This window comes from Acinetobacter sp. YH01003, assembly GCF_013420525.1.
In the GTDB taxonomy this organism is placed as follows: Bacteria; Pseudomonadota; Gammaproteobacteria; order Pseudomonadales; family Moraxellaceae; genus Acinetobacter; species Acinetobacter towneri.
In genome coordinates, this window is the sequence record NZ_VOXY01000001.1 from 632,117 (window position 1) to 651,570 (window position 19,454).

Below are 19,454 nucleotides of genomic sequence, written 5' to 3' on the forward strand. Positions count from 1 at the left end.
GGGCATTGCATTTTAGCGAAAGTGGGGGTTCACTGGATGCTTACTGCTTATAGTCTCTTTATGCAATCGTGCCCATCTAAAATTATTCAATTATTTGAAAATCATTGAGATCTGCCTGAATAGATTTTGGATTATTTGCGTATACAAATTCTGCATTTGTATACAACCAGCCTATTTGACCTTGCTGATTAAAGCGTTTATTCAAATATTTAAGGATAGGAGTATTTGAGAAAATCTCTTCTGAAAATACTTTAAATTCTCCTACATCTAGCTCTTCACTATCTTTCATAAATAATAAGCCATTTTTTTTAGTGGCAGATATATCTAAAGAGCGACTAACTAAACGATACCCATCCTTAGCCTGAGCATTTATCATACTTTGCAATGCTAAAGCACGTTCAAGTCTTGTACTCTCTGTTGGATAATCTTTGTATCGATATGTGTAGGTACCATTATGTTTACTACTATTTATACAAGTTACTATCTTAGGTTGATTTTCTTTATTATCTAAAATTTCTACATGATTTCCTGTAAAGTATTGTTTAAATTGAATAATGCGACAACCTTCTTGACCTAATTTATTAAGTACATTTATTAATTGATTAGTGTCAACAAGTGGGGAAAGATAACCACTATCATAAGTGTATGATGCATTATCATTTTCATTTTTTAAAAAATAGTCTTTAAAATTTAAGTCAGTAGAAGGCCTTACAGAATGAAGAAATTGGTATCCAGATTTTCCATTCTCATTAAGATTACTTAACCATGAAAAATAGATATTGCTAATAGAGCTTGCAGTTCGATCAGACACAATAGCAGAGTAGCGAGTATTCTGATTAGCTAACTTCATATAGCTATTTACAGTTTGATTTCCATACACCTTATTATTGTATGCGACAATTTTATATCCATTTTTCCCCATTTCATTAAGCTGAGATAGGAATGCAGTACTACTGGTTGAATTAACCGCATCTACATTTAAAAAATTTGCTGTTGTAATAAGGGTCTTAGGTTTTTCTGCAGTAAATAATCCGACATTACTTTTTACATAACAGCGATTATCCTTGTAGGGGTTAGATATAGAATTCCTTTCTAACTTAATGTAAGCAGGATTATTACTAGTTGAATTAATAATACAAAATGAGTCATCATTTAAAAAAGTTAAGACTCTATTTTCTTCTGAAGTTGTGCTATATTTTTGATATTTAACAGGATAGTAAAAGAAATTATCATATTTAATACCAGTTTTAATATCTTTTAGTATTAGATCTCCAAGTAATTGATAACGCTTGCTAACCAATTCACCTCCACACATTTTTAATGAAGGATTATATAGAGAATATTGAACACCTTCATTACTGGCTTCTACTGAATTATTCCCAGTTTTAGTAATTTCAATCTGAGCTAAATTACAATCAGAAATACCTAAGTTAGATGAGCCTTGAATCCACTCTCCAGCCAATTTATCCGCTACTGTTGTTGGTGTTGGTGTTGGTGTTGGTGTTGGTGTTGGTGTTGGTGTTGGTGTTGGTGTTGGTGTTGGTGTTGGTGTTGGTGTTGGTGTTGGTGTTGGTGTTGGTGTTGGTGTTTGTGTATTGGAATTATCTGAGCTGTCACTGTTACAACCAACCAAAGCAGTAATTATTACAGTCACAAAGCCACTTTTAATTATCTTGTTCATAATAAGCTACTCACTAGAAATATTTTTCACAGAGATAGCCATCAAAATTCTGATAGCTATGTTATCACTATCGCCCCCATTTTAAGAATTAATGAATTAAATGAGACTCTACCCATCCATTTCCATATTCTGTTGTTACTTCGATTAATCCATTTGAGCTGACATTACCTGCATAAATAATGTCAGAATTTTTAGAAAGCTTAGTTTTTACTTTGCTTGATTTATTAGACGTTTCATAAAGCGGTAAGTTGTTTAGTTTTGGGGTTAATTTTTGTCCTATAGTACGTTCAATATCTTTAGATGTTTCATCATTACCACGAAACTTAGTCATTTCTTTGGCTGTACCTGCTACTTCTTTGGTCGTTTCGTTAATTTGACTTAAGGTTCCTCTTAGATCTCTTAAACTGTCTGCAAAGCCAGCATAAGAAGACGTTGAACTAGCATAAATGGTAAACAGAAGAATCAGGGGTGAAATTTTCATCATACTTACTCCTTAACGATGATTATTTAAATTGAATACTTTGTTTAGGAATGCGAAAAATTCGCATTTTTATGATAGAATATTTAATTAACAGTTGTAAATAGATGAACGTTAAATAGTAAAAAATTAAAAAGTGATATAGTGAGAGCCAGGTTGTGAGTATTTTTATTTCACAAGATATGAAAATTCATCTGATATAATTTGTAAGAGACTAAAAATAGTGAGAAAATTTCAATTGTAATTCTATTGCTGTTGGTGTAATGACTAAACTTCCTACTAATGATGCTGAGTTTAATTTAAAGCAAGTGCTTGCACTCATGGATTATCTTAGCCAATGGTTAATTCGTTCTGGTGTTGGATATACAGAATTTTCAGCTGCTTTAAAACCAATTTTTTATCAACAGGCTCTTCAAGAATTAGAAAGGATTGATCAAAAGCCTACTATTTCTGCTATTAGTTTATTATCTGGTCTACACCGTAAGGATGTCAGTGCATATAAAGAGACAAAGCTGGCGGGTAAGCCTTTGACTGAAGCAAATATCTCTGAACCAATTAGTGTTCCTTCTCGGGTTATAGGTTTGTGGTTAGCAGAAGGCTGGGGAGAATGTTTACCATTCAGTAGTGATGAAGAAAATAATTTCGAAATTCTGGTAAAAAAAGTATCTACTGAACGCCATCCTAGGTCTGTGTTAAATGAGTTGATCCGATTAGGCATAGTACTTGAAAAAGAGGGTAATATTTTCTTGCAAAAAGGACAGTTTATTCCTGATCCTTCTTTACAAGAAGCTCGTAAAATTTTGATTAAAAATTTACAATCCCATCTGGCTGCAGGTTTACATAATTTATTTGAAAATAATCAGACAAACTTTTTAGAACAAGCTGTGTGTGCGGATGGCTTAACAGAAGCATCTGTTCAGTTTTTACGTGATCAAAGTCTAAAATTGTGGCACGAATATTCACTACAACTACTCAAGCTAGCTTCTGAAAAATGTACAGAGGATGAAGGCAAGCTAGATGCTTCTAAAACTTTTATATTTGGGGTTTATCAACATGACCGTGAAGAAAATGGTTAAGCTATTTTGCTTTAATGTTTTATTTTTAACAATGATTGGTTGCGGACAGGATTTTAGTGTAGGGGGAGCTAGTTTAGAAGGTACAGGTAATGGGCTTCCACCTCCACCTGGTCTTGGGAATGCTAACGACAGCAATAGTGATGATGTCTTTAAACAGGATCAATATACGTTAAGACTATCTGGGGCTGCAACTGATTTGTGTGGTCTAGTCGTTCGTGAAATTCAATTTTTGGATTTATATCAAAAAACAGATTTACGTAAAGATGCTTCGTATGATCTAAAAGTTGATAAAGATAAAGGTACTCCTATAGAGATTAAATTATCTTTTCTTAATAATTATTCGGATAAAGTGATATTAGAATATCCTGATTGCAATGTGCCTTTAGATTTTTATAATACTGAAACAAAAGATCAATTATTTCCTGAGATGCAGTGTTCCATTATTAAAAAAGTTGAATTAATGCCAGATGAAGAGCGTATTTTTCAGCTTAAATACAAGTTATTTGAACCTGTAAAAGGAGTATGGCAGTTAAATAATCAAGTCAAAATTACTATCCCATCTGAGCCAGAAGAAGAGTGTGGAGAATTGCAGCTACCATTGGAACTAATAGAAAATAAAAACTTTTCTTGATGAAAGTCGAACGGATGAGGACATAAGTTTGAGCAGATACCCTTGCAAATAAAAAAACCAGTGCGGTGGCACTGGTTTTGATTGTGATCTAAAGCTCTAAAAGCTATATGCGCTTAGGAGTTCTTTTTACGATCTAGGCTTGGGTCTTTGATTTCTACAAAAGCATTGTTTCGTGTTTCACGTAACCAACTGTCCAATTCAGTATCAAACTGGCGTTCACCTAGTATTTGACGTGCCATACGTTCTTGGTATTCACGAGTCATATCTTGCTGGCGTGTATCGGTCACTTGCAGTACATGCCAACCAAACTGGGTTTGGAATGGTGCGCTAATTTCACCTTTTGCAGTATTTTTCATTTGGTTTTCAAATTCAGGTACCATCACCCCAGGATTAACCCAACCCAAGCTACCACCATCACGTGCAGAGCCAGCGTCATTAGAGAACGTCGCTGCTAAGGTTGCAAAGTCTTCACCCGCTTTTAAACGGTTGTGAATACTGTCAATCATGTGTTTCGCATTTTCAGGGCTTACGACTTCACTTGGCTGAATCAAGATATGTCGAGTTTGATATTGTGGAACTAGTGCACGTTGCTCAGTACTTTTGCGCTCCAGTAATTTTACGACATGAATACCATCACGGACTTCAATCAGTTCACTGGTTTGCCCCACATCTAATGGCGTAATACGTGCAGCAAGTTCCGCGGGAATATCGGTCAAGTTACGTAAACCCATGTCTGCAGACTGAACGGTTACACCATTGCCTGTATATTTTTTACTAATGGCTTGAATGTCATTGTTCTGCGCCAATTCAGCTTTGACTTGTTGCGCAACTTGTGCGGCATTTTCTGCTCCAGAAACACGCACATGCAAAATATGGACTTGGTTGCCTAAGGCAGCCTGACCTTGTGGGGTTTTCAGAAAGTTATCAACGTCTTGATCGCTAATTTGAATACGTGACATCACCACTTGCTGACGCAAACGATTCATAGCTAAATCTTCGGCAATACGATTACGTAAAAACGCATAACTGCCAGGAGATGATTTATCTAACTTTTGCTGAAAAGCCTCTAAGCTATTGCTTCCATTTTGCTGTGCAACTTTTAACACAGCTTCATTCAGGGATTTTTCATCAGCTTTAATGTTATAGCGTTTGACTTGTTCTAATTGCGCTTGGCGTACAATCAGTTGTTCTAAAGCTTGTTGTTCTAAAATGTGTTGTGGCGGAACAGGGCGCTTTTGCATTTCAAGTTGTTGTTTGAGTTCAACCACGCTTTGCGCTAAATCACTTTTTAAAATGACACTATTGTCAACTACAGCCACAATTTGATCATTCGCAGCAAATGCAGGCAGCGCTGCTGTCATGCAAAGTGCCAAGGTAGATGCTTTTAAAAATCGTTTTAACTGTTCTGTTTTCATTAACGTTGTGTCCAAGATTGATTAATTTTATTAAAACCTAAAATACGGTTTTCAAGTAAAGATGCAAGTTTATTATTGAAACTGCCTAAACCTTTTAAATTTAACTCTGCCATAATGGCACGTTTGGGTTTAACGCCCGCATCCGTCACATCATCCAAGTCGTTATAGTAAGAGCGACCATAGACTGAGATGCCCCAACAGCACGACTCATAGTTCACACCTAGCAAATATTCACGCGCAACGCTGTTGTCTAGGTCATATTGAGCATGACCTAAAATGCGCCAGTTGTTGTGAATAGGTTGAATAAACGATGCCACGACTTGATCATAATGATCTTGACGGTTTGGAATAACACGGCGGTTAATATAACCAAAGCTATATAAGTTGCCTTGATCACCCGTGTAAAGCATATTGACACTGCGCTGTGCATTGTCGCCATTTGACATCCATGCAGCATTGGCACCCACACTAAGGTTTTGGCTTAGCTGACTGGTTAGGCTAACAATTGGCCCAGTACGGTTTTCCGTATTAAATTCGTCTTCGGTATTATCCAGCGTGACACGACGATCTTCAAAGTAAAAACTTTGACCAATTCCTGCTCTAAGGCGTTCCAAACCAATTTCATCAAATAGGCTATAGTTTAAACCCAAAGACAAAAAGTTGTTGTCTTCTAAACGGTCATGACCATAGAAACGGTTTGGACTGAACAACTGGTCATAATTAATCGAAGCTGTTGCAGAGTCAAAGTTTGGGTGGTCGTTTTGATTGCGGTACGGTGCATAGGCATAGAACGCGCGCGGGGTAATGGCTTGCAAGAAGCGACCATCTTTTTCAAAGGTAATCCCTGTGTCTAAAGTGAATTGCGGAACAGTAACCGACTCACTTTTACTTGAAGATTTATACGTGTCTGTACTTAGAGTTTCTTTATCATAGAAGGTGTTGATGTTGCGTAACGATACTTCTGGAATCACAAATGACCACGGGTTACGGTAGTTGTAACGCACTGCAAAGTCATTATAAATACGCGTACCACTTGGTTCCCCATCTTGCGCAGCTAGATCTTTTTTGAAGTAAGCTGTGTCGTTATTAAATTCGACTTGGAAGCCTTGAGGATTGCCCGTTTTATAGTTCAATAAAAATTGTGGTAGGCGTGCATAAGGGCGATCCACAGATGGAATCGTCTTATCCAGGGTTTGGAAATCTTCAACTTTGAGCTGTGCTTTTAAACCCGGTATGCCGTTACGATAATTCAACTCCCAAGCACGACGTAAATTTAGGTCGGTTTTAGAGTTCGGGTTGTTATTTAAATCGGCAAAGTAGTCTTTGTCCGATGCATAGTTATATTCTAAGTTGGTTGAAAATTGTTCGTTGATTTGCCAGCCGTGTAAAAAATGTAAGTCTTTACGGTCTTGGTCATCATATTTGGCATCCGATGCTAAATAACCGCCCCAAATTTTACCTGAACCAAAATTTTCAGTTAAATAACGGAATTCACCTTCTAGCATCGCGCCACGATCTGCAATATAACGTGGGCTAACGGTAGCATCAAAATTCGGTGCAAGGTTTAAATACACAGGCACAGATAGCTCGACACCACCATCATTGGTAAAGCCAAAACTAGGCGTCAAAATACCTGTGGTACGGCGGTCATCAATTGGGAAATTGAAGTAGGGTACAGCCAAAACTGGTACATTTTTCACATACAATTTGGTGCCACGTGTTTCACCGCGTCCCGTTTCCTGATTCAGCTTAATTTCATTGGCTTGAATTTTCCAAGTCGGGGCTTGTTCAGGCGGGCAAGTACTGTAAGTGGCATTATTCAGCACCATCGTATTGGTTGAGGTGCGTGCAATTTTTTCTGCCATGCCGTGTGCATGTTGTTCTTCGGCAATATAAAAACTGTTGTTTAAGTCACCTTGCTGGGTTTTTAGGTTGTAATTAATTTCATCACTTTGCGCCAGTAAACCCGCTTGCGCCATTTGTACCCGACCTTCGGCTTTGGCAAAGGTCTGAGTTTGATCAATGGTAATTTTATCGGCACGAATTTGACGACCTTCTTGGTCAATCACCACGTTGCCTTCTAAGACTGAATCACCATTTGGGTCATAGTGCCCATAATCGGCAGTCACTGTAGAAGTGGCATTTGCAGCATCTACCGCAACAGTACCTGAGCTGATCGGCGTTAGCCACGCACCCTCACAATAGGCAGAACTTTGGCTGTGACCAAATTGTTGTTGTGCTTCAGGTGCAGCTTTATCAACATAATATTGCTCAAAGAACTGCTGCCCAGGATAAGCTTCCTGAATGGTGTGCTTAAGCTGCTGGTTATTGAGATTTGTGACAGATGAAGTCTGATCTGTGGTCTGCGCATAGCTGGAAACAGAGTGACCACATAACAGAGTTAAGACCGCAGTCGCTAAAGGATTAAATTTAAACTGATGCTTCATTTATCTCATCAACCAAGAGTGCTTAATCGCAATTAATTATTGTCGCATCATAGAGAAAAAGCGCAGAAGTAGCTACACTTAGCACTTTAAAAACTCAGCCTGTATTAGAATTTATTGCAAATGAATACACAACGCGAACAATTGATACAAACATGGATAACATCTGTACTTGGTTCAGATCAATTTGAAACTCATTTTTTAGCAGGCGATGCAAGTTTTCGTCGTTACGCACGAATCAAGTTGAATAATAAAACATTTATGCTCATGGATGCACCACCAGAAAAAGAAGATTGTGGTCCTTTTGTGTCGATTGATGAATTTTTTGCTGCCCATGGCGTGCGCGTGCCAAAAATTGTAGCCAAAGACTTGACACAAGGCTTTTTGTTGCTTGAAGATTTTGGTGATGTCTTGTTATCCACCTTGCTGAATGATCAGACTGTAGATGACTACTATGCGCAGTGCTTTAAGCAGTTAATTCAATTACAAGATATTGATGGCACTGCACATTTCCCTGAGTATTCCTATGACAAACTCATCAGTGAAATGGAATTGCTCACCGATTGGTTATTGCCTGCCTTACAGATTCAGCCAAGCGCAGAAGAAAGTGCCTTAATTAAACGTACTTTTGCTATTTTAGCCAATGCAGCTGTGGCACAGCCGCAAGTGATTGTGCATCGTGATTTTCATAGTCGTAACTTAATGAAAGTAGGCGATGACACGGAACTTGGTGTGATTGATTTTCAGGATGCGGTCATTGGTGCAGATACATACGATTTAATTTCGATTACCCGTGATGCTTATGTGCAGTGGAATGCTGAGCATGTGTATCGTTGGTTTAAAATGTTCTATGATTTGTTGCCAGAAGTATCTAAGCAAGACCGTGATTTTGAACAATTTAAAAAAGATGCTGATATGATGGCAATTCAGCGTCATATTAAAATTTTAGGCATTTTTGTGCGTCTGTTTGAACGTGATGGTAAGTCGGGTTATCTCAAAGACCTACCTAGAGTAATGTGGTATTTGCTTGAAGAAAGCAAGCCGTATCCTGAATTACAACCATTTATGCAATTCATTCACAATACAGTAATGCCAAAATTTACAGCCAAATATGGTCAGTATGAGGTGGTTGCCTAAATGAAAGCCATGATTCTTGCTGCAGGCATGGGTAATCGTATGCGTCCTTTAACGTTGCATACACCTAAGCCATTATTGGAAGTCGGTGGTAAGCCTTTAATTGTGTGGCACATCGAAAAATTACAAAAGATGGGTGTGCAGGAAATTGTCATCAATACGGCATGGTTGGGTGAAAAACTTGCAGATGCTTTGGGTGATGGTTCGCAATTTGGTGTGAAAATTTTGTGGTCGCATGAAGGCGAAGGCTTAGAAACTGCAGGTGGCATCATCAATGCGTTGCCATTATTGGGCAATGAACCTTTTATATTGGTGAATGGCGATGTTTGGACCACCATGGATTTTGCGCCATTATTAAATGTGCAGCTTCAAGATGACTTGGCACATTTGGTTTTGGTGGAAAATCCAATACAGCATCCACAAGGTGATTTCATTTTGGCTGCAAACAAAGCCTATACTTTTGAGCAAGCACGTTCAGGTGAAAATCTGACTTATAGTGGCGTGGCGGTGATGCATCCGCAAATGTTTAATGGTTTGGAATCGGGTAAACGTCCACTTGCACCATTGCTTAAACAAGCCATGCAGCAAGAAAAAATTTCTGCACAGAAATTGCAGGGTGTTTGGGTGGATGTTGGCACTCCTGAACGATTAAATGCGCTAGATCAACAAATTCAGCAGGGTGTGTACGCTTAAGTGCATATTCACTAAGCATTCGCCCCTATGACTGCAACTATAAATCGGTATACTTCCATTAACTTTTTCGAGATGTGAATTGTGATGCATTCGTTTTTTCAGGAACTCAAGCAAGGTAGTCAGGCTTTAGGTTTAGAGCTCAGTGATGAGGCTTTAAATTTATTACTCAAATACCAAGATGCTTTGGTGCTATGGAACAAAGCGTACAACCTCACTGCAATTCGTGACCCGAAAGAAATGCTAGTGAAGCATTTGCTAGACAGTCTGAGCATCCTCAAAGACTTGCCTGCAGGTCGTTTACTGGATATTGGTACTGGCGGTGGTATGCCGGGCATGATTATTGCCTTGTGTCAGCCTGAGCGCGATTGCGTGTTATTGGACTCGAATGGTAAAAAGATTCGTTTCTTAAAACAGTTTATTGCCGATTTAAAACTGAAAAACGTCGTGGCAGTTCAGACCCGTGTTGAAAATGAAGACAGCATCCGCGAGTTAGGTCAGTTTGATGTAATTACCAGTCGTGCTTTTGCATCTTTAACTGACTTTGTAGCCGCGTCAAAACCATTTATGCATGAGCAAAGTATTATTGCATCTATGAAAGGTTTGATTCCTGCCGATGAAGTAGAGGCATTGAAAGATGAATTCAGCTGTGAAATTATCGAGCTTAAAGTTCCGCGCTTAGACGAACAACGTCATTTACTTTTATTAAAACGTATCTAATTTTCAAAGGACTGGGGTGATCATGGCACAAATTATTGCGATTGCGAACCAAAAAGGTGGTGTCGGAAAAACCACAACCGCAGTAAATTTGGCAGCATCTTTGGCTGTTTTGAAAAAGCGCATTTTATTGGTCGATATGGACTCACAAGGCAATGCCACCATGGGTTCAGGCATTCAAAAAAATGATTTGCTGTATTCAGTGACCGATGTATTGTTGGGCGAAGTGCCGATTGAAACTGCAATTAGCAAGGCAGAAGTTGGTTATAAAGTCTTGGGTGCCAATCGTGATTTGGCAGGGGTTGAATTGGTGATTGCTGAGCAAGAAGGGCGCGAGTTTATTTTGCGCAATGCCTTGCAAGAAGTTGCCAAAGACTTTGATTATATTATTGTCGACTGTGCACCAAGTTTAAGCTTAATTACAGTAAACGCTTTAGCAGCAGTGCAAAGTGTGATCATTCCAATGCAGTGTGAATATTACGCACTTGAAGGTTTGGCTGACCTGACGCAAACCATTGACCGTATTCAACAAGCACTCAATCCTGATTTAGAAATTATTGGTGTATTACGCACCATGTATGATGCGCGCAATGCCTTAACCCGTGACGTGTCTGAAGAATTATCGCACTATTTTGGTAAAAAATTATACGATACCGTGATTCCGCGTAATGTACGCTTGGCAGAAGCACCTGCACACGGTTTACCCGTCATTTATTTTGAAAAAAGCTCGAAGGGTGCAGTTGCCTACCTGAATTTAGCAGCTGAAATGTTGAAAAAAAGCAAAGTGAAAAAAGGAAGTAAAGCATGACCACAAAAAAACGCGGATTAGCCAAAGGTCGTGGTTTGGATGCCTTATTGGGGTCAATCCAGAAAGAAAAATTACAACTTGAAGTGCAATCTTTAGATCATGGTCAGCTAAAACAAATTGATGTCAATTTATTAAAACGTGGTGAATATCAACCGCGTCTCTTTATTCAAGAGCAAGATTTACAGGAATTGGCGGCATCTATTGAAAAACATGGTGTAATGCAGCCAATTGTGATTCGTCCGATAGATGACGAACAACATCCTTATGAAATTATTGCAGGTGAGCGTCGCTGGCGTGCTGCACAGTTGGCAGGTTTAACTGAAATTCCTGCAATTGTGCGTGATTTGACCGATCAGGTCGCGATTGCTTTGGCATTAATTGAAAACATTCAGCGTCAAGATCTCAACCCAATTGATCAGGCAATGGCGTTACAACGCTTTCACGATGAGTTTGGCTTGAGTCATCAAGAAATTGCCGAAACAGTAGGTAAAGCACGTACCACGGTCAGTAATTTATTGCGTTTACTCACTTTGGCTGAGCCTGTTAAAGAGTTGATGCAGCAAGGCTTGCTAGATATGGGTCATGCACGTGCTATTTTAACTTTGAAAGCTAAAGATCAGCTCAAAGTCGCGCAGCATGTAATTGAAAAGAATTTATCGGTACGTCAAACCGAACAGTTGGTACGTGACTTTAATGCGCCAAAACAAGAAAAGCCGAAAACGGCTATTGCGCCTGATATTCAACAACTCACGCAACGTCTTTCTGAGCGTTTTAGTGCAGATGTTAAAATTGATTTTAACAAGCAAGGTAAGGGCAAATTGACCATCAGTTATCACTCTCTGGAAGAGCTGGATGGTATTTTAAATATTTGCCTGTCCGATTAATTTTAATTCGTATTTTATTGGGGAAAAGCGAATGTGGGAATTGGTAAAAGCAGGTGGCTGGCTGATGCTGCCGTTGGTATTGTGCTCGGTATTTACCGTTGCAATTACCATTGAGCGTTTTATGCGTTTAAAGAGAGCAGGTATTTTGCCCAATGCGTTGTTGCTCAACCGCGGGCAAAGTTTAGCGACTGTGTTGCAACAACTGAATCAAAGTGCCAACTTAAAAAACAGTACATTAGGCCGTATTTTTGAGGCGGGTGCGCGTAACAAACAACAATCAGAACACTATGCGCGTGCACAAATGGAAGCGACAGCTTCACAAGAAATTGGTTATTTAGAAAAAAATATCAACTTCTTGGGTACGCTCAGTGCAGTTGCGCCATTATTGGGTTTATTGGGTACAGTGCTTGGGATTATTGAATCATTTTTAGTGATTGATGTGGGTGCAAGTAATCCAACCTTAATGATTCCAGGGATTTCTAAAGCCTTAATTACCACTGCTGCAGGTATGTTAATTGCAATTCCAGCCTTATTTGCCTATCGTTATTTTCAGCGTTTGGTGCAAGAATATACTGCTGAGTTAGAGCAGCAAGCGACTTTGTTTCACGCAGGATTATTTCATCAGAGTCAACCTCATCAGCTTGATGCGGATGTGCAAGATGTGAAAAAAGTAAGCTAAGGTGAGTTTATGAAATTCAAACGCTCGCAAGTTGAAGATATTCATATTAACCTGACTCCAATGATTGACTGTTTACTGTTCATCTTGGTGTTTTTGTTGCTTTCGACCACATTTAACCAATTTAGCCGTATGAATTTAACTTTGCCAGATGCGCAAGGCGTACCACCAAAATCTTATGAACATAAAATTGAAGTCGTGGTAGATTCTTCAGGGCATTATTCTGTCAATGGTCAGGCACTTTCGACTAAGGAAGTGGCAGATTTAAGCACAGCAATTAAACAAATTTCTCAAGATCGACGTGATTTAATGTTTATCATTGCTGCAGATGCCAAAGCCACTCATCAAGATGTGATTCGAGTGATGGATGTCGCAGGACAACTTGGTTTCGTCAACATCAATATCAGTACGAAAGTCCCAACTCGAGGTTATTAGTGAAGAAGGATTTACAGGTCTATCGCCGTCTTCTGAGATATTTGCTCCCATTTTGGGGCTTGGCAATCTTGGTGATTATCGGTTTCGCCATTAATGCAGCCACAGAAGTATCTGTGGCAAAACTCTTGGAAAAAATTATTAATGCCATTCAGGAGCGTGACCAATCTTTCACCACACTATTTCCGCTATTAGTCATTGCACTGATGTTTTTCCGTGGTTTGGGAACTTTTATTGGCGGTTACTATACCGCAGTGATTTCACGTAATTTGGTATTCAATATCCGTCAGGAAGTCTTTGCTAAATTGCTGCGTTTACCTGCACAGTATTACTTAGATAATACCAGTGGGCACATTACTGCCAAAATTATGTATAACGTAGAGCAGTTGACCGCTGCATCTACAGAATCGCTGCGTACATTGGTACAACAGGGTTTGATTACACTCGGCTTGCTCGGCTATTTGCTGTATACCAACTGGCGTTTGACCCTCTGTATTTTGGTATTTGGCCCATTAATTGGCTTGCTGATTCGTAAAGCTGCAAAACGCATGCGTCGTTTATCTATTCAAGTACAAGACACCATGGGGGATGTAAACCACGTGGTGCAAGAAACGGTGAATGGTAATTTGGTCGTCAAAGGTTTTGGTGGTCAGACCTATGAACAAAGCCGATTTAAAGAAAACTCTTTAGAAAACCTGCGTCGTGGTTTAAAGATGGTGGCAGTGCAGCAATTGAACAGCCCTGTGGTGCAGTTCATTATGTCCATTGCTTTGGCAATTATTATCTGGATTGCCTTACGCCCAGAAATTCTACGTGATATTTCAGCAGGCGAGTTTGTAGCCTACATTACTGCCGCAGGTATGTTGAGCAAACCAATTAAAGCCCTTACCGATATTAATGAAAAATTACAACGCGGCTTGGCAGCAGCACATTCAGTCTTTGAATTGCTCGATATGCCTGAAGAAGACAATCACGGGACGCTTACACCAGACCTAAAAGGCAATTTGCAATTTAAAAATGTGAATTTGGTGTATTCCGATGGACACCATGCCATTCATGATTTCAATCTAGATGTCAAAGCAGGCGAGACAGTGGCTTTGGTCGGTCGTTCAGGTGCGGGTAAAACCTCATTGGTCAATCTGTTGGTACGTTTTCAGGAAGTATCTTCAGGGCAAATTTTGTTTGATCAGCATGATATTCGTGACATTGAGCTGAATAGCCTGCGTTCACAAATTGCTATGGTCAATCAGCAAGTGGTATTGTTTAACCGTACGGTGCGTGAAAATATTGCCTATGGTCAGCTTGAAGGTGCGAGTGATGAAGCAGTGATTGCTGCAGCCAAAGCGGCTTATGCACATGACTTTATTATGGCTTTACCGCAAGGCTACGACACAGCATTAGGTGCGCAAGGTTTGAATTTGTCGGGTGGTCAGCGACAGCGTATTGCCATTGCACGTGCAATCTTGAAAAATGCACCGATTTTAATTTTAGATGAAGCCACCAGTGCTTTAGACAATGAATCTGAATACTTTATTCAACGTGCATTTGATGCGGCCATGCAAGACCGTACCACCATTGTCATTGCACACCGTTTATCTACCATTGAAAATGCTGACCGTATTGTGGTGATGGATCAAGGACGTATTTTAGAACAAGGTACTCATCAGGAACTCATAGCGCGAAAAGGTGCGTACTTCCAGTTGCATCAACGTAACTTCGAGGAACATTAATTCATGTCTTTGGCACAATTTATTCAGGACGCTTGGCAGCAACAAGCCAAATGGCTGGTTGTGCTTAGGCCCTTGTCTTTATTGTACCGTGGTGTGAGTTTGCTCAATCAAAATTTATATCGTTCAGGTATTAAAACCGCTTATACCGCGCCCGTACCTGTGATGGTGATTGGCAATATTACTGTGGGTGGCAGCGGCAAAACCCCTTTGCTGATTCACTTGGTCAAATATCTACAAAGTTTAGATGTTCGTGTTGGCGTGATTAGCCGTGGTTATGGCGGAAAAGGCCCATTTCCAGCCTATGTCAGCATTGACGCTAATGTTGACGTAGTGGGCGATGAACCGACTTTGATTGTGCAATCTACAGGCGTACCGATGGCTGTGGGGCCAAATCGTCAAAAAAGTATTGAATTGTTACTTGCACAGCATGAATTGGATTTAATTATTAGTGATGATGGTTTGCAGCATTTGGCTTTAAACCGTCAATTGGAATGGATTGTTTTAGATAATAATCGTGGTTTGGGTAACGAGAAAATATTGCCCGAAGGTTATTTGCGTGAACCAAAATCTCGATTAGAGCATGCCACGGTGATTGAACATGCAGCGCAACCGAGTTCTGAATTAAATATGCATTTGGCCGTTGCAGCGCCATACTTATTGCATCCCGCACAAGAATTAATTTTTGATCCGACCCAAAATTTTTATGCTGTCGTGGGCATTGGCTTTCCTGAGCGGTTTTATAAAACTTTAGAGTCGATGGGTGTGACCCAATTTCAATGTCATGAGTTTCCAGACCATCATGACTATGAAATTACCGATTTGCAGTTTGAAGATTCGCAACCGATTATTACCACAGAAAAAGATGCAGTAAAGTTATTGCCTCTGTTAAAACAATATCCAGATTTTCAGCGTGAAATTTGGGTTGTACCTGTAGATGCAGTATTGTCATCGGCCTGCTATGTCACCTTACATCAACAATTGAAACAATTGGGTTTAAACCTGCCTGAAAGACCATGATAAGGAAAATTATGAAGCACATTGTTATCCCTGCACGTTATGCTAGTTCACGCCTGCCAGGCAAACCTTTACTGGAAATTCATGGTCGTGCCATGATTTTACGTGTGGTTGATCAGGCAAAAAAAGTGGCAGGTTTTGATGACTTGTGTGTGGCGACCGATGATGCTCGTATTGCAGAATTATGCCGTGCCGAAGGTGTAGATGTAGTGCTGACTTCGGCAGACCATCCATCAGGTACAGATCGTTTAAGTGAAGTGGCGCGCATTAAAGGTTGGGATAAAAACGATATTATCGTCAATGTGCAGGGCGATGAGCCACTTTTGCCTGCGCAATTGGTGCAACAAGTGGCGCAGTTGTTAGAAGCTCAACCTGAATGCTCGATGTCTACGCTATGTGAGCCGATTCAGCAACTAGATGAATTTACTCGCGACAGCATTGTTAAAGTGGTCATGTCTAAACACAATCAGGCTTTGTATTTTAGCCGTGCCACGATTCCTTATGACCGCGATGGTGCGAAAGCAGCGACACCACAATTGCATGCACATGCGTATCGCCATTTAGGTTTGTATGCGTACCGTGTGGAATTGCTGCAAGAATATGTGACTTGGGAAATGGGAACATTGGAAAAGCTGGAAAGCCTAGAGCAATTGCGTGTCTTGGAAAATGGACATCGTATTGCCATTGCAGTTGCAGAAGCCAATTTACCACCGGGTGTAGATACCCAAGCAGACTTAGACCGTTTAAATGCAATGGATATTGCCCATTTTGAGTAAGTGAATCACCGACCATGCAACGTGATGTAATTGGACAAGTATATCCTTGGCAGCAACAAGTTTGGGAAAACCTGACAGGGCGATTTCCCAAAATGGGGCATGGTTTATTGTTTTTTGGCAAACAGGGTTGTGGTAAAGAAGCCTTTGCACAGCAATTTGTGGCTTGGATTTTATGCCAACAGCGTGATGTGCAGTCACAGCCTTGTGGTGAATGTAGCAGTTGTCAGTGGTTAAAATCAGATACACATCCGAATTATGTCTATATCAGCACCGATGAAGAGAATAAAAAGCAAAACGCGAAAATTAAGATCGAGAAGATCCGTGATTTATTACCTTTTGTCCAGCAAACGGTAGATGGCTGGCGGGTGATTGTGATTGAACCTGCTGAAGCCTTAAATATTGCATCTTCCAATGCGTTGCTGAAAACCCTCGAAGAACCGGGTGATCGCATCGTGATTATTTTGCTGGCAGATCATTATCTTAAATTACCTGCAACCATTCGTAGCCGTTTGCAGCATTTTGCTTTAGACCGTATTGATGCTGCACAGGCTACGGCATATTTGCAGCAGCATTTGCCCGATTTAGATGCGAACAAACAGCAATTGTTGATGAATTTGTCTAATCAAATGCCATTGCAGGCTTTGCAGTTGGCACAGGCAGAATGGCTGGAACAGCGTACAGATTTTCTCAAAGACTGGTATAAACTGGTGACGCAAAAAAATATGCCGCTGGCAATCGCAACCAAGTGGAACAAGGCGCTGAGCTTTACTGATTTTAGTCAGATGTTTGAATACTTGTTGTGTGATTTAATTTGTGTCAAGCTAAATCAAAGCATTAAAAATTTGGATTTAAGCACCGCTTTGCAGCATTTGGCTGAACAATATGACTTGGAAAGTCTGTTTGGTTTATATGCAGAATTACAGCAAGCCAAGCCAATGCTTGAGCAAAACGTGCAAAGTAATCTGGTGCTTGATCAGCTATGTATTAAGTTAATGAATATTTAAGGGGAACATGATGCAACCACGTATGGGCGGTATTATTCAGGCCAATATTCCTGATGTCGAAACGCTATATTTAAGTTATATGCCATACGTTGTGGGTGGTGGCTTATTTGTACCCTCAAAACAACCTGTAAAAATGGGTGAAGAAATCTTCGTACTTGCAACTTTGCCTGAACAATCACAAAAAATTCCACTTACAGGAAAAGTCATCTGGATTTCGCAAAAGCAAAATGGCATTAAATTGCAGGGCTTTGGCATTCAACTGAGCGGTGAAAAAGGCGTTTATTACAAATCTGAAGCCGAAAGAATCCTTGCGGGGCTTAAGTCTGACAACCGTAACAGTTACACTATGTAGGTTGTTTGCTTTTAGGAAAAAATCGTGTTTGTAGATACACATTGTCATTTAACGATGCTGGATTTAAGCCCTTATGATGGTGACTTAGACGCAGCAATTGCTCAGGCACGCCTAGCGGGGGTGTCTAAAATTATGGGTATCTCTGTCGATTTAGACGATCATATTGCATTGTCAAAAATTGCAGCACGTCATGCCGATGTCGGTTATAGCGTGGGTGTGCATCCTTGTGAAAACGCTGAAAATATGGCACGCGCCACCACCGAGCAACTGATTGCTTTGGCACAAGCAGACAAAGTCTGGGCTTTGGGCGAAACAGGTCTAGATTATTTTCACAGTACCGATTTTGTCGCAGAGCAAAAAGCCTGTTTTGCACGGCATATTCATGCGTCACAAGCTGTAAAAAAACCTGTGGTGGTACATACCCGTGCTGCTAAGCAAGATACGGTAGATATTATCCGTGCAGAAAAATCGACACATGGTGTATTACATTGCTTTACTGAAGACTGGGCAACCGCCAAAGCGGTGTTAGATTGCGGTTATTATGTGTCGTTTTCAGGCATTGTTTCCTTTAAAAATGCACAAGATTTACGTGATGTGGCTAAGCAAGTACCTTTAGACCGTGTCTTAATTGAAACTGATAGTCCATATTTGGCACCTGTGCCATATCGCGGTAAGACAAATGAGCCAAAATACGTTCCGTATGTAGCCAAAGCCCTAAGTGATGTATATGATAAGTCCTTAGAGGAAATGGCTTTCATAACAACACAAAACTTTGAAAACCTGCTCAAAGGACATTAATTTGCATAGTGGAATGATGCAAAAATTTAATGTTCTGGTGATATTAAAAATTTCCATTGATTGAATAGTGAAAAGAGAGTTTATCGGGTGAAGATGGATCGTCAGGCTCAGTTTCGAGCAAGAGAAACGTTAATTTTCCAAGTGGCAGAGCAGTTGCTTTTGGAAAATGGTGAAGCAGGAATGACCCTTGATGCTTTGGCAGCAGAACTAGATTTGGCCAAAGGTACTCTATATAAACACTTTCAAAGTAAAGATGAACTATATATGTTGCTTATTATTCGTAATGAGCGCATGTTGCTAGAAATGATTAAAGATGCGGAAAAACAGTTTCCTGAACATCTAGCATTTTTTATGCTGCATCACTTACATCATCCTGAACGTACTGTGCTTTTTCATCAAATTGAAGAACGCCTTTCTACAACGGGTGTTGGCATTGGCTTGTTGTTTAGTGAACTATATCAGGTTCGTAAAAGCCGATTACGCATCATTATCCGTATGACTGAACAATATTTGGAATCTATTAATAGTCACATGGAAGTGCGTGATTATCTGGCTTCAATTTGGGCACTTACGCATGGTGCGGCAGCCATTTTAAACTCAAGTTTCTATCAGCGTTATTTAGGTTCCCGGGATACTTTACGTGTGGCCTATATCGATCAAGCGTTGGCGATGCCCAAACAAGCACAATCTTTCGAGCAATTGAATTAATACGCT

General features: G+C 40.0%; 20 protein-coding genes. 16 read left to right on the top strand and 4 right to left on the bottom strand.

The features are described from left to right. Positions 1-82 precede the first annotated feature (82 nt). Both FTT70_RS03005 and FTT70_RS03010 read right to left on the bottom strand, forming a co-directional pair. The gene (locus tag FTT70_RS03005) at positions 83-1,681 is read right to left on the bottom strand and encodes a PT dipeptide repeat lipoprotein (protein WP_180168265.1); all 1,599 of its coding nucleotides are present in this window, start codon (positions 1,679-1,681) and stop codon (positions 83-85) included. A gap of 88 nt (positions 1,682-1,769) precedes the next feature. Next, positions 1,770-2,165 carry a hypothetical protein gene (locus FTT70_RS03010; protein ID WP_131261492.1) on the bottom strand — a complete coding sequence of 132 codons (396 nt, stop codon included), beginning with the start codon at positions 2,163-2,165 and terminating at the stop codon, positions 1,770-1,772. Positions 2,166-2,422: 257 nt separating this feature from the next. Here FTT70_RS03010 and FTT70_RS03015 point away from each other — a divergent pair, with 257 nt between their 5' ends. Together FTT70_RS03015 and FTT70_RS03020 are read left to right on the top strand one after the other, a co-directional pair. After that, positions 2,423-3,235 (top strand): DUF6502 family protein, encoded by an 813-nt coding sequence (locus tag FTT70_RS03015; protein ID WP_178867737.1) that lies wholly within the window; start codon positions 2,423-2,425, stop codon positions 3,233-3,235. Then, a complete protein-coding gene (locus FTT70_RS03020; protein ID WP_131261490.1) occupies positions 3,213-3,866 on the top strand; it encodes a hypothetical protein in 654 nt (217 codons plus the stop codon). Before FTT70_RS03015 ends, FTT70_RS03020 begins: the two co-directional genes overlap by 23 nt. A gap of 113 nt (positions 3,867-3,979) precedes the next feature. On the opposite strand, the gene FTT70_RS03025 is transcribed toward FTT70_RS03020, so the two are convergent. Further along, a complete protein-coding gene (locus FTT70_RS03025) occupies positions 3,980-5,281 on the bottom strand; it encodes a peptidylprolyl isomerase (protein WP_131261489.1) in 1,302 nt (433 codons plus the stop codon). Further along, positions 5,281-7,728 carry an LPS-assembly protein LptD gene (locus tag FTT70_RS03030; protein ID WP_180060635.1) on the bottom strand — a complete coding sequence of 816 codons (2,448 nt, stop codon included), beginning with the start codon at positions 7,726-7,728 and terminating at the stop codon, positions 5,281-5,283. Before FTT70_RS03030 ends, FTT70_RS03025 begins: the two co-directional genes overlap by 1 nt. Before the next feature lie 120 nt (positions 7,729-7,848). On the opposite strand from FTT70_RS03030, the gene FTT70_RS03035 reads away from it, so the two are divergent. The 14 genes from FTT70_RS03035 to FTT70_RS03100 all read left to right on the top strand — a co-directional run bounded on the left by FTT70_RS03035 (position 7,849) and on the right by FTT70_RS03100 (position 19,448). After that, on the top strand, positions 7,849-8,862 hold the full coding sequence (locus tag FTT70_RS03035) for an aminoglycoside phosphotransferase family protein (RefSeq protein ID WP_180168266.1): 1,014 nt from the start codon (positions 7,849-7,851) through the stop codon (positions 8,860-8,862). Next, positions 8,863-9,552 (top strand): N-acetylmuramate alpha-1-phosphate uridylyltransferase MurU, encoded by a 690-nt coding sequence (murU, locus tag FTT70_RS03040; RefSeq protein WP_180060634.1) that lies wholly within the window; start codon positions 8,863-8,865, stop codon positions 9,550-9,552. It begins immediately after the preceding gene. 84 nt (positions 9,553-9,636) lie between these two features. After that, positions 9,637-10,269 carry a 16S rRNA (guanine(527)-N(7))-methyltransferase RsmG gene (rsmG, locus tag FTT70_RS03045; RefSeq protein WP_131261485.1) on the top strand — a complete coding sequence of 211 codons (633 nt, stop codon included), beginning with the start codon at positions 9,637-9,639 and terminating at the stop codon, positions 10,267-10,269. Positions 10,270-10,291: 22 nt separating this feature from the next. Continuing rightward, complete coding sequence (locus FTT70_RS03050) at positions 10,292-11,074, top strand: ParA family protein (RefSeq protein WP_096901175.1); 783 nt, start codon at positions 10,292-10,294, stop codon at positions 11,072-11,074. Continuing rightward, positions 11,071-11,958: a ParB/RepB/Spo0J family partition protein gene (locus FTT70_RS03055; RefSeq protein ID WP_180168267.1), complete on the top strand. Its 888-nt coding sequence runs from the start codon at positions 11,071-11,073 to the stop codon at positions 11,956-11,958. Before FTT70_RS03050 ends, FTT70_RS03055 begins: the two co-directional genes overlap by 4 nt. Before the next feature lie 31 nt (positions 11,959-11,989). Next, the gene (locus FTT70_RS03060; protein ID WP_004976814.1) at positions 11,990-12,637 is read left to right on the top strand and encodes a MotA/TolQ/ExbB proton channel family protein; all 648 of its coding nucleotides are present in this window, start codon (positions 11,990-11,992) and stop codon (positions 12,635-12,637) included. A 9-nt stretch (positions 12,638-12,646) separates the two neighbouring features. Next, on the top strand, positions 12,647-13,069 hold the full coding sequence (locus tag FTT70_RS03065) for a biopolymer transporter ExbD (protein WP_004976812.1): 423 nt from the start codon (positions 12,647-12,649) through the stop codon (positions 13,067-13,069). Continuing rightward, the gene (gene msbA, locus FTT70_RS03070) at positions 13,069-14,796 is read left to right on the top strand and encodes a lipid A export permease/ATP-binding protein MsbA (protein WP_180005926.1); all 1,728 of its coding nucleotides are present in this window, start codon (positions 13,069-13,071) and stop codon (positions 14,794-14,796) included. The genes FTT70_RS03065 and msbA overlap by 1 nt, the downstream gene beginning before the upstream one ends. 3 nt (positions 14,797-14,799) lie before the next feature. Next, complete coding sequence (gene lpxK / locus FTT70_RS03075) at positions 14,800-15,813, top strand: tetraacyldisaccharide 4'-kinase (protein WP_131261483.1); 1,014 nt, start codon at positions 14,800-14,802, stop codon at positions 15,811-15,813. Positions 15,814-15,824: 11 nt separating this feature from the next. Further along, positions 15,825-16,586, top strand: coding sequence for a 3-deoxy-manno-octulosonate cytidylyltransferase (gene kdsB / locus FTT70_RS03080; protein WP_004976805.1), 762 nt, complete (start codon positions 15,825-15,827; stop codon positions 16,584-16,586). Between the two features lie 14 nt (positions 16,587-16,600). After that, positions 16,601-17,590, top strand: coding sequence for a DNA polymerase III subunit delta' C-terminal domain-containing protein (locus FTT70_RS03085; protein ID WP_180168268.1), 990 nt, complete (start codon positions 16,601-16,603; stop codon positions 17,588-17,590). Between the two features lie 10 nt (positions 17,591-17,600). Next, on the top strand, positions 17,601-17,942 hold the full coding sequence (locus tag FTT70_RS03090) for a PilZ domain-containing protein (protein ID WP_026438361.1): 342 nt from the start codon (positions 17,601-17,603) through the stop codon (positions 17,940-17,942). 24 nt (positions 17,943-17,966) lie between these two features. Beyond that, positions 17,967-18,740 (top strand): TatD family hydrolase, encoded by a 774-nt coding sequence (locus FTT70_RS03095; protein WP_004976800.1) that lies wholly within the window; start codon positions 17,967-17,969, stop codon positions 18,738-18,740. A gap of 93 nt (positions 18,741-18,833) precedes the next feature. Continuing rightward, the gene (locus FTT70_RS03100) at positions 18,834-19,448 is read left to right on the top strand and encodes a TetR/AcrR family transcriptional regulator (protein WP_004976797.1); all 615 of its coding nucleotides are present in this window, start codon (positions 18,834-18,836) and stop codon (positions 19,446-19,448) included. Positions 19,449-19,454 lie beyond the last annotated feature (6 nt).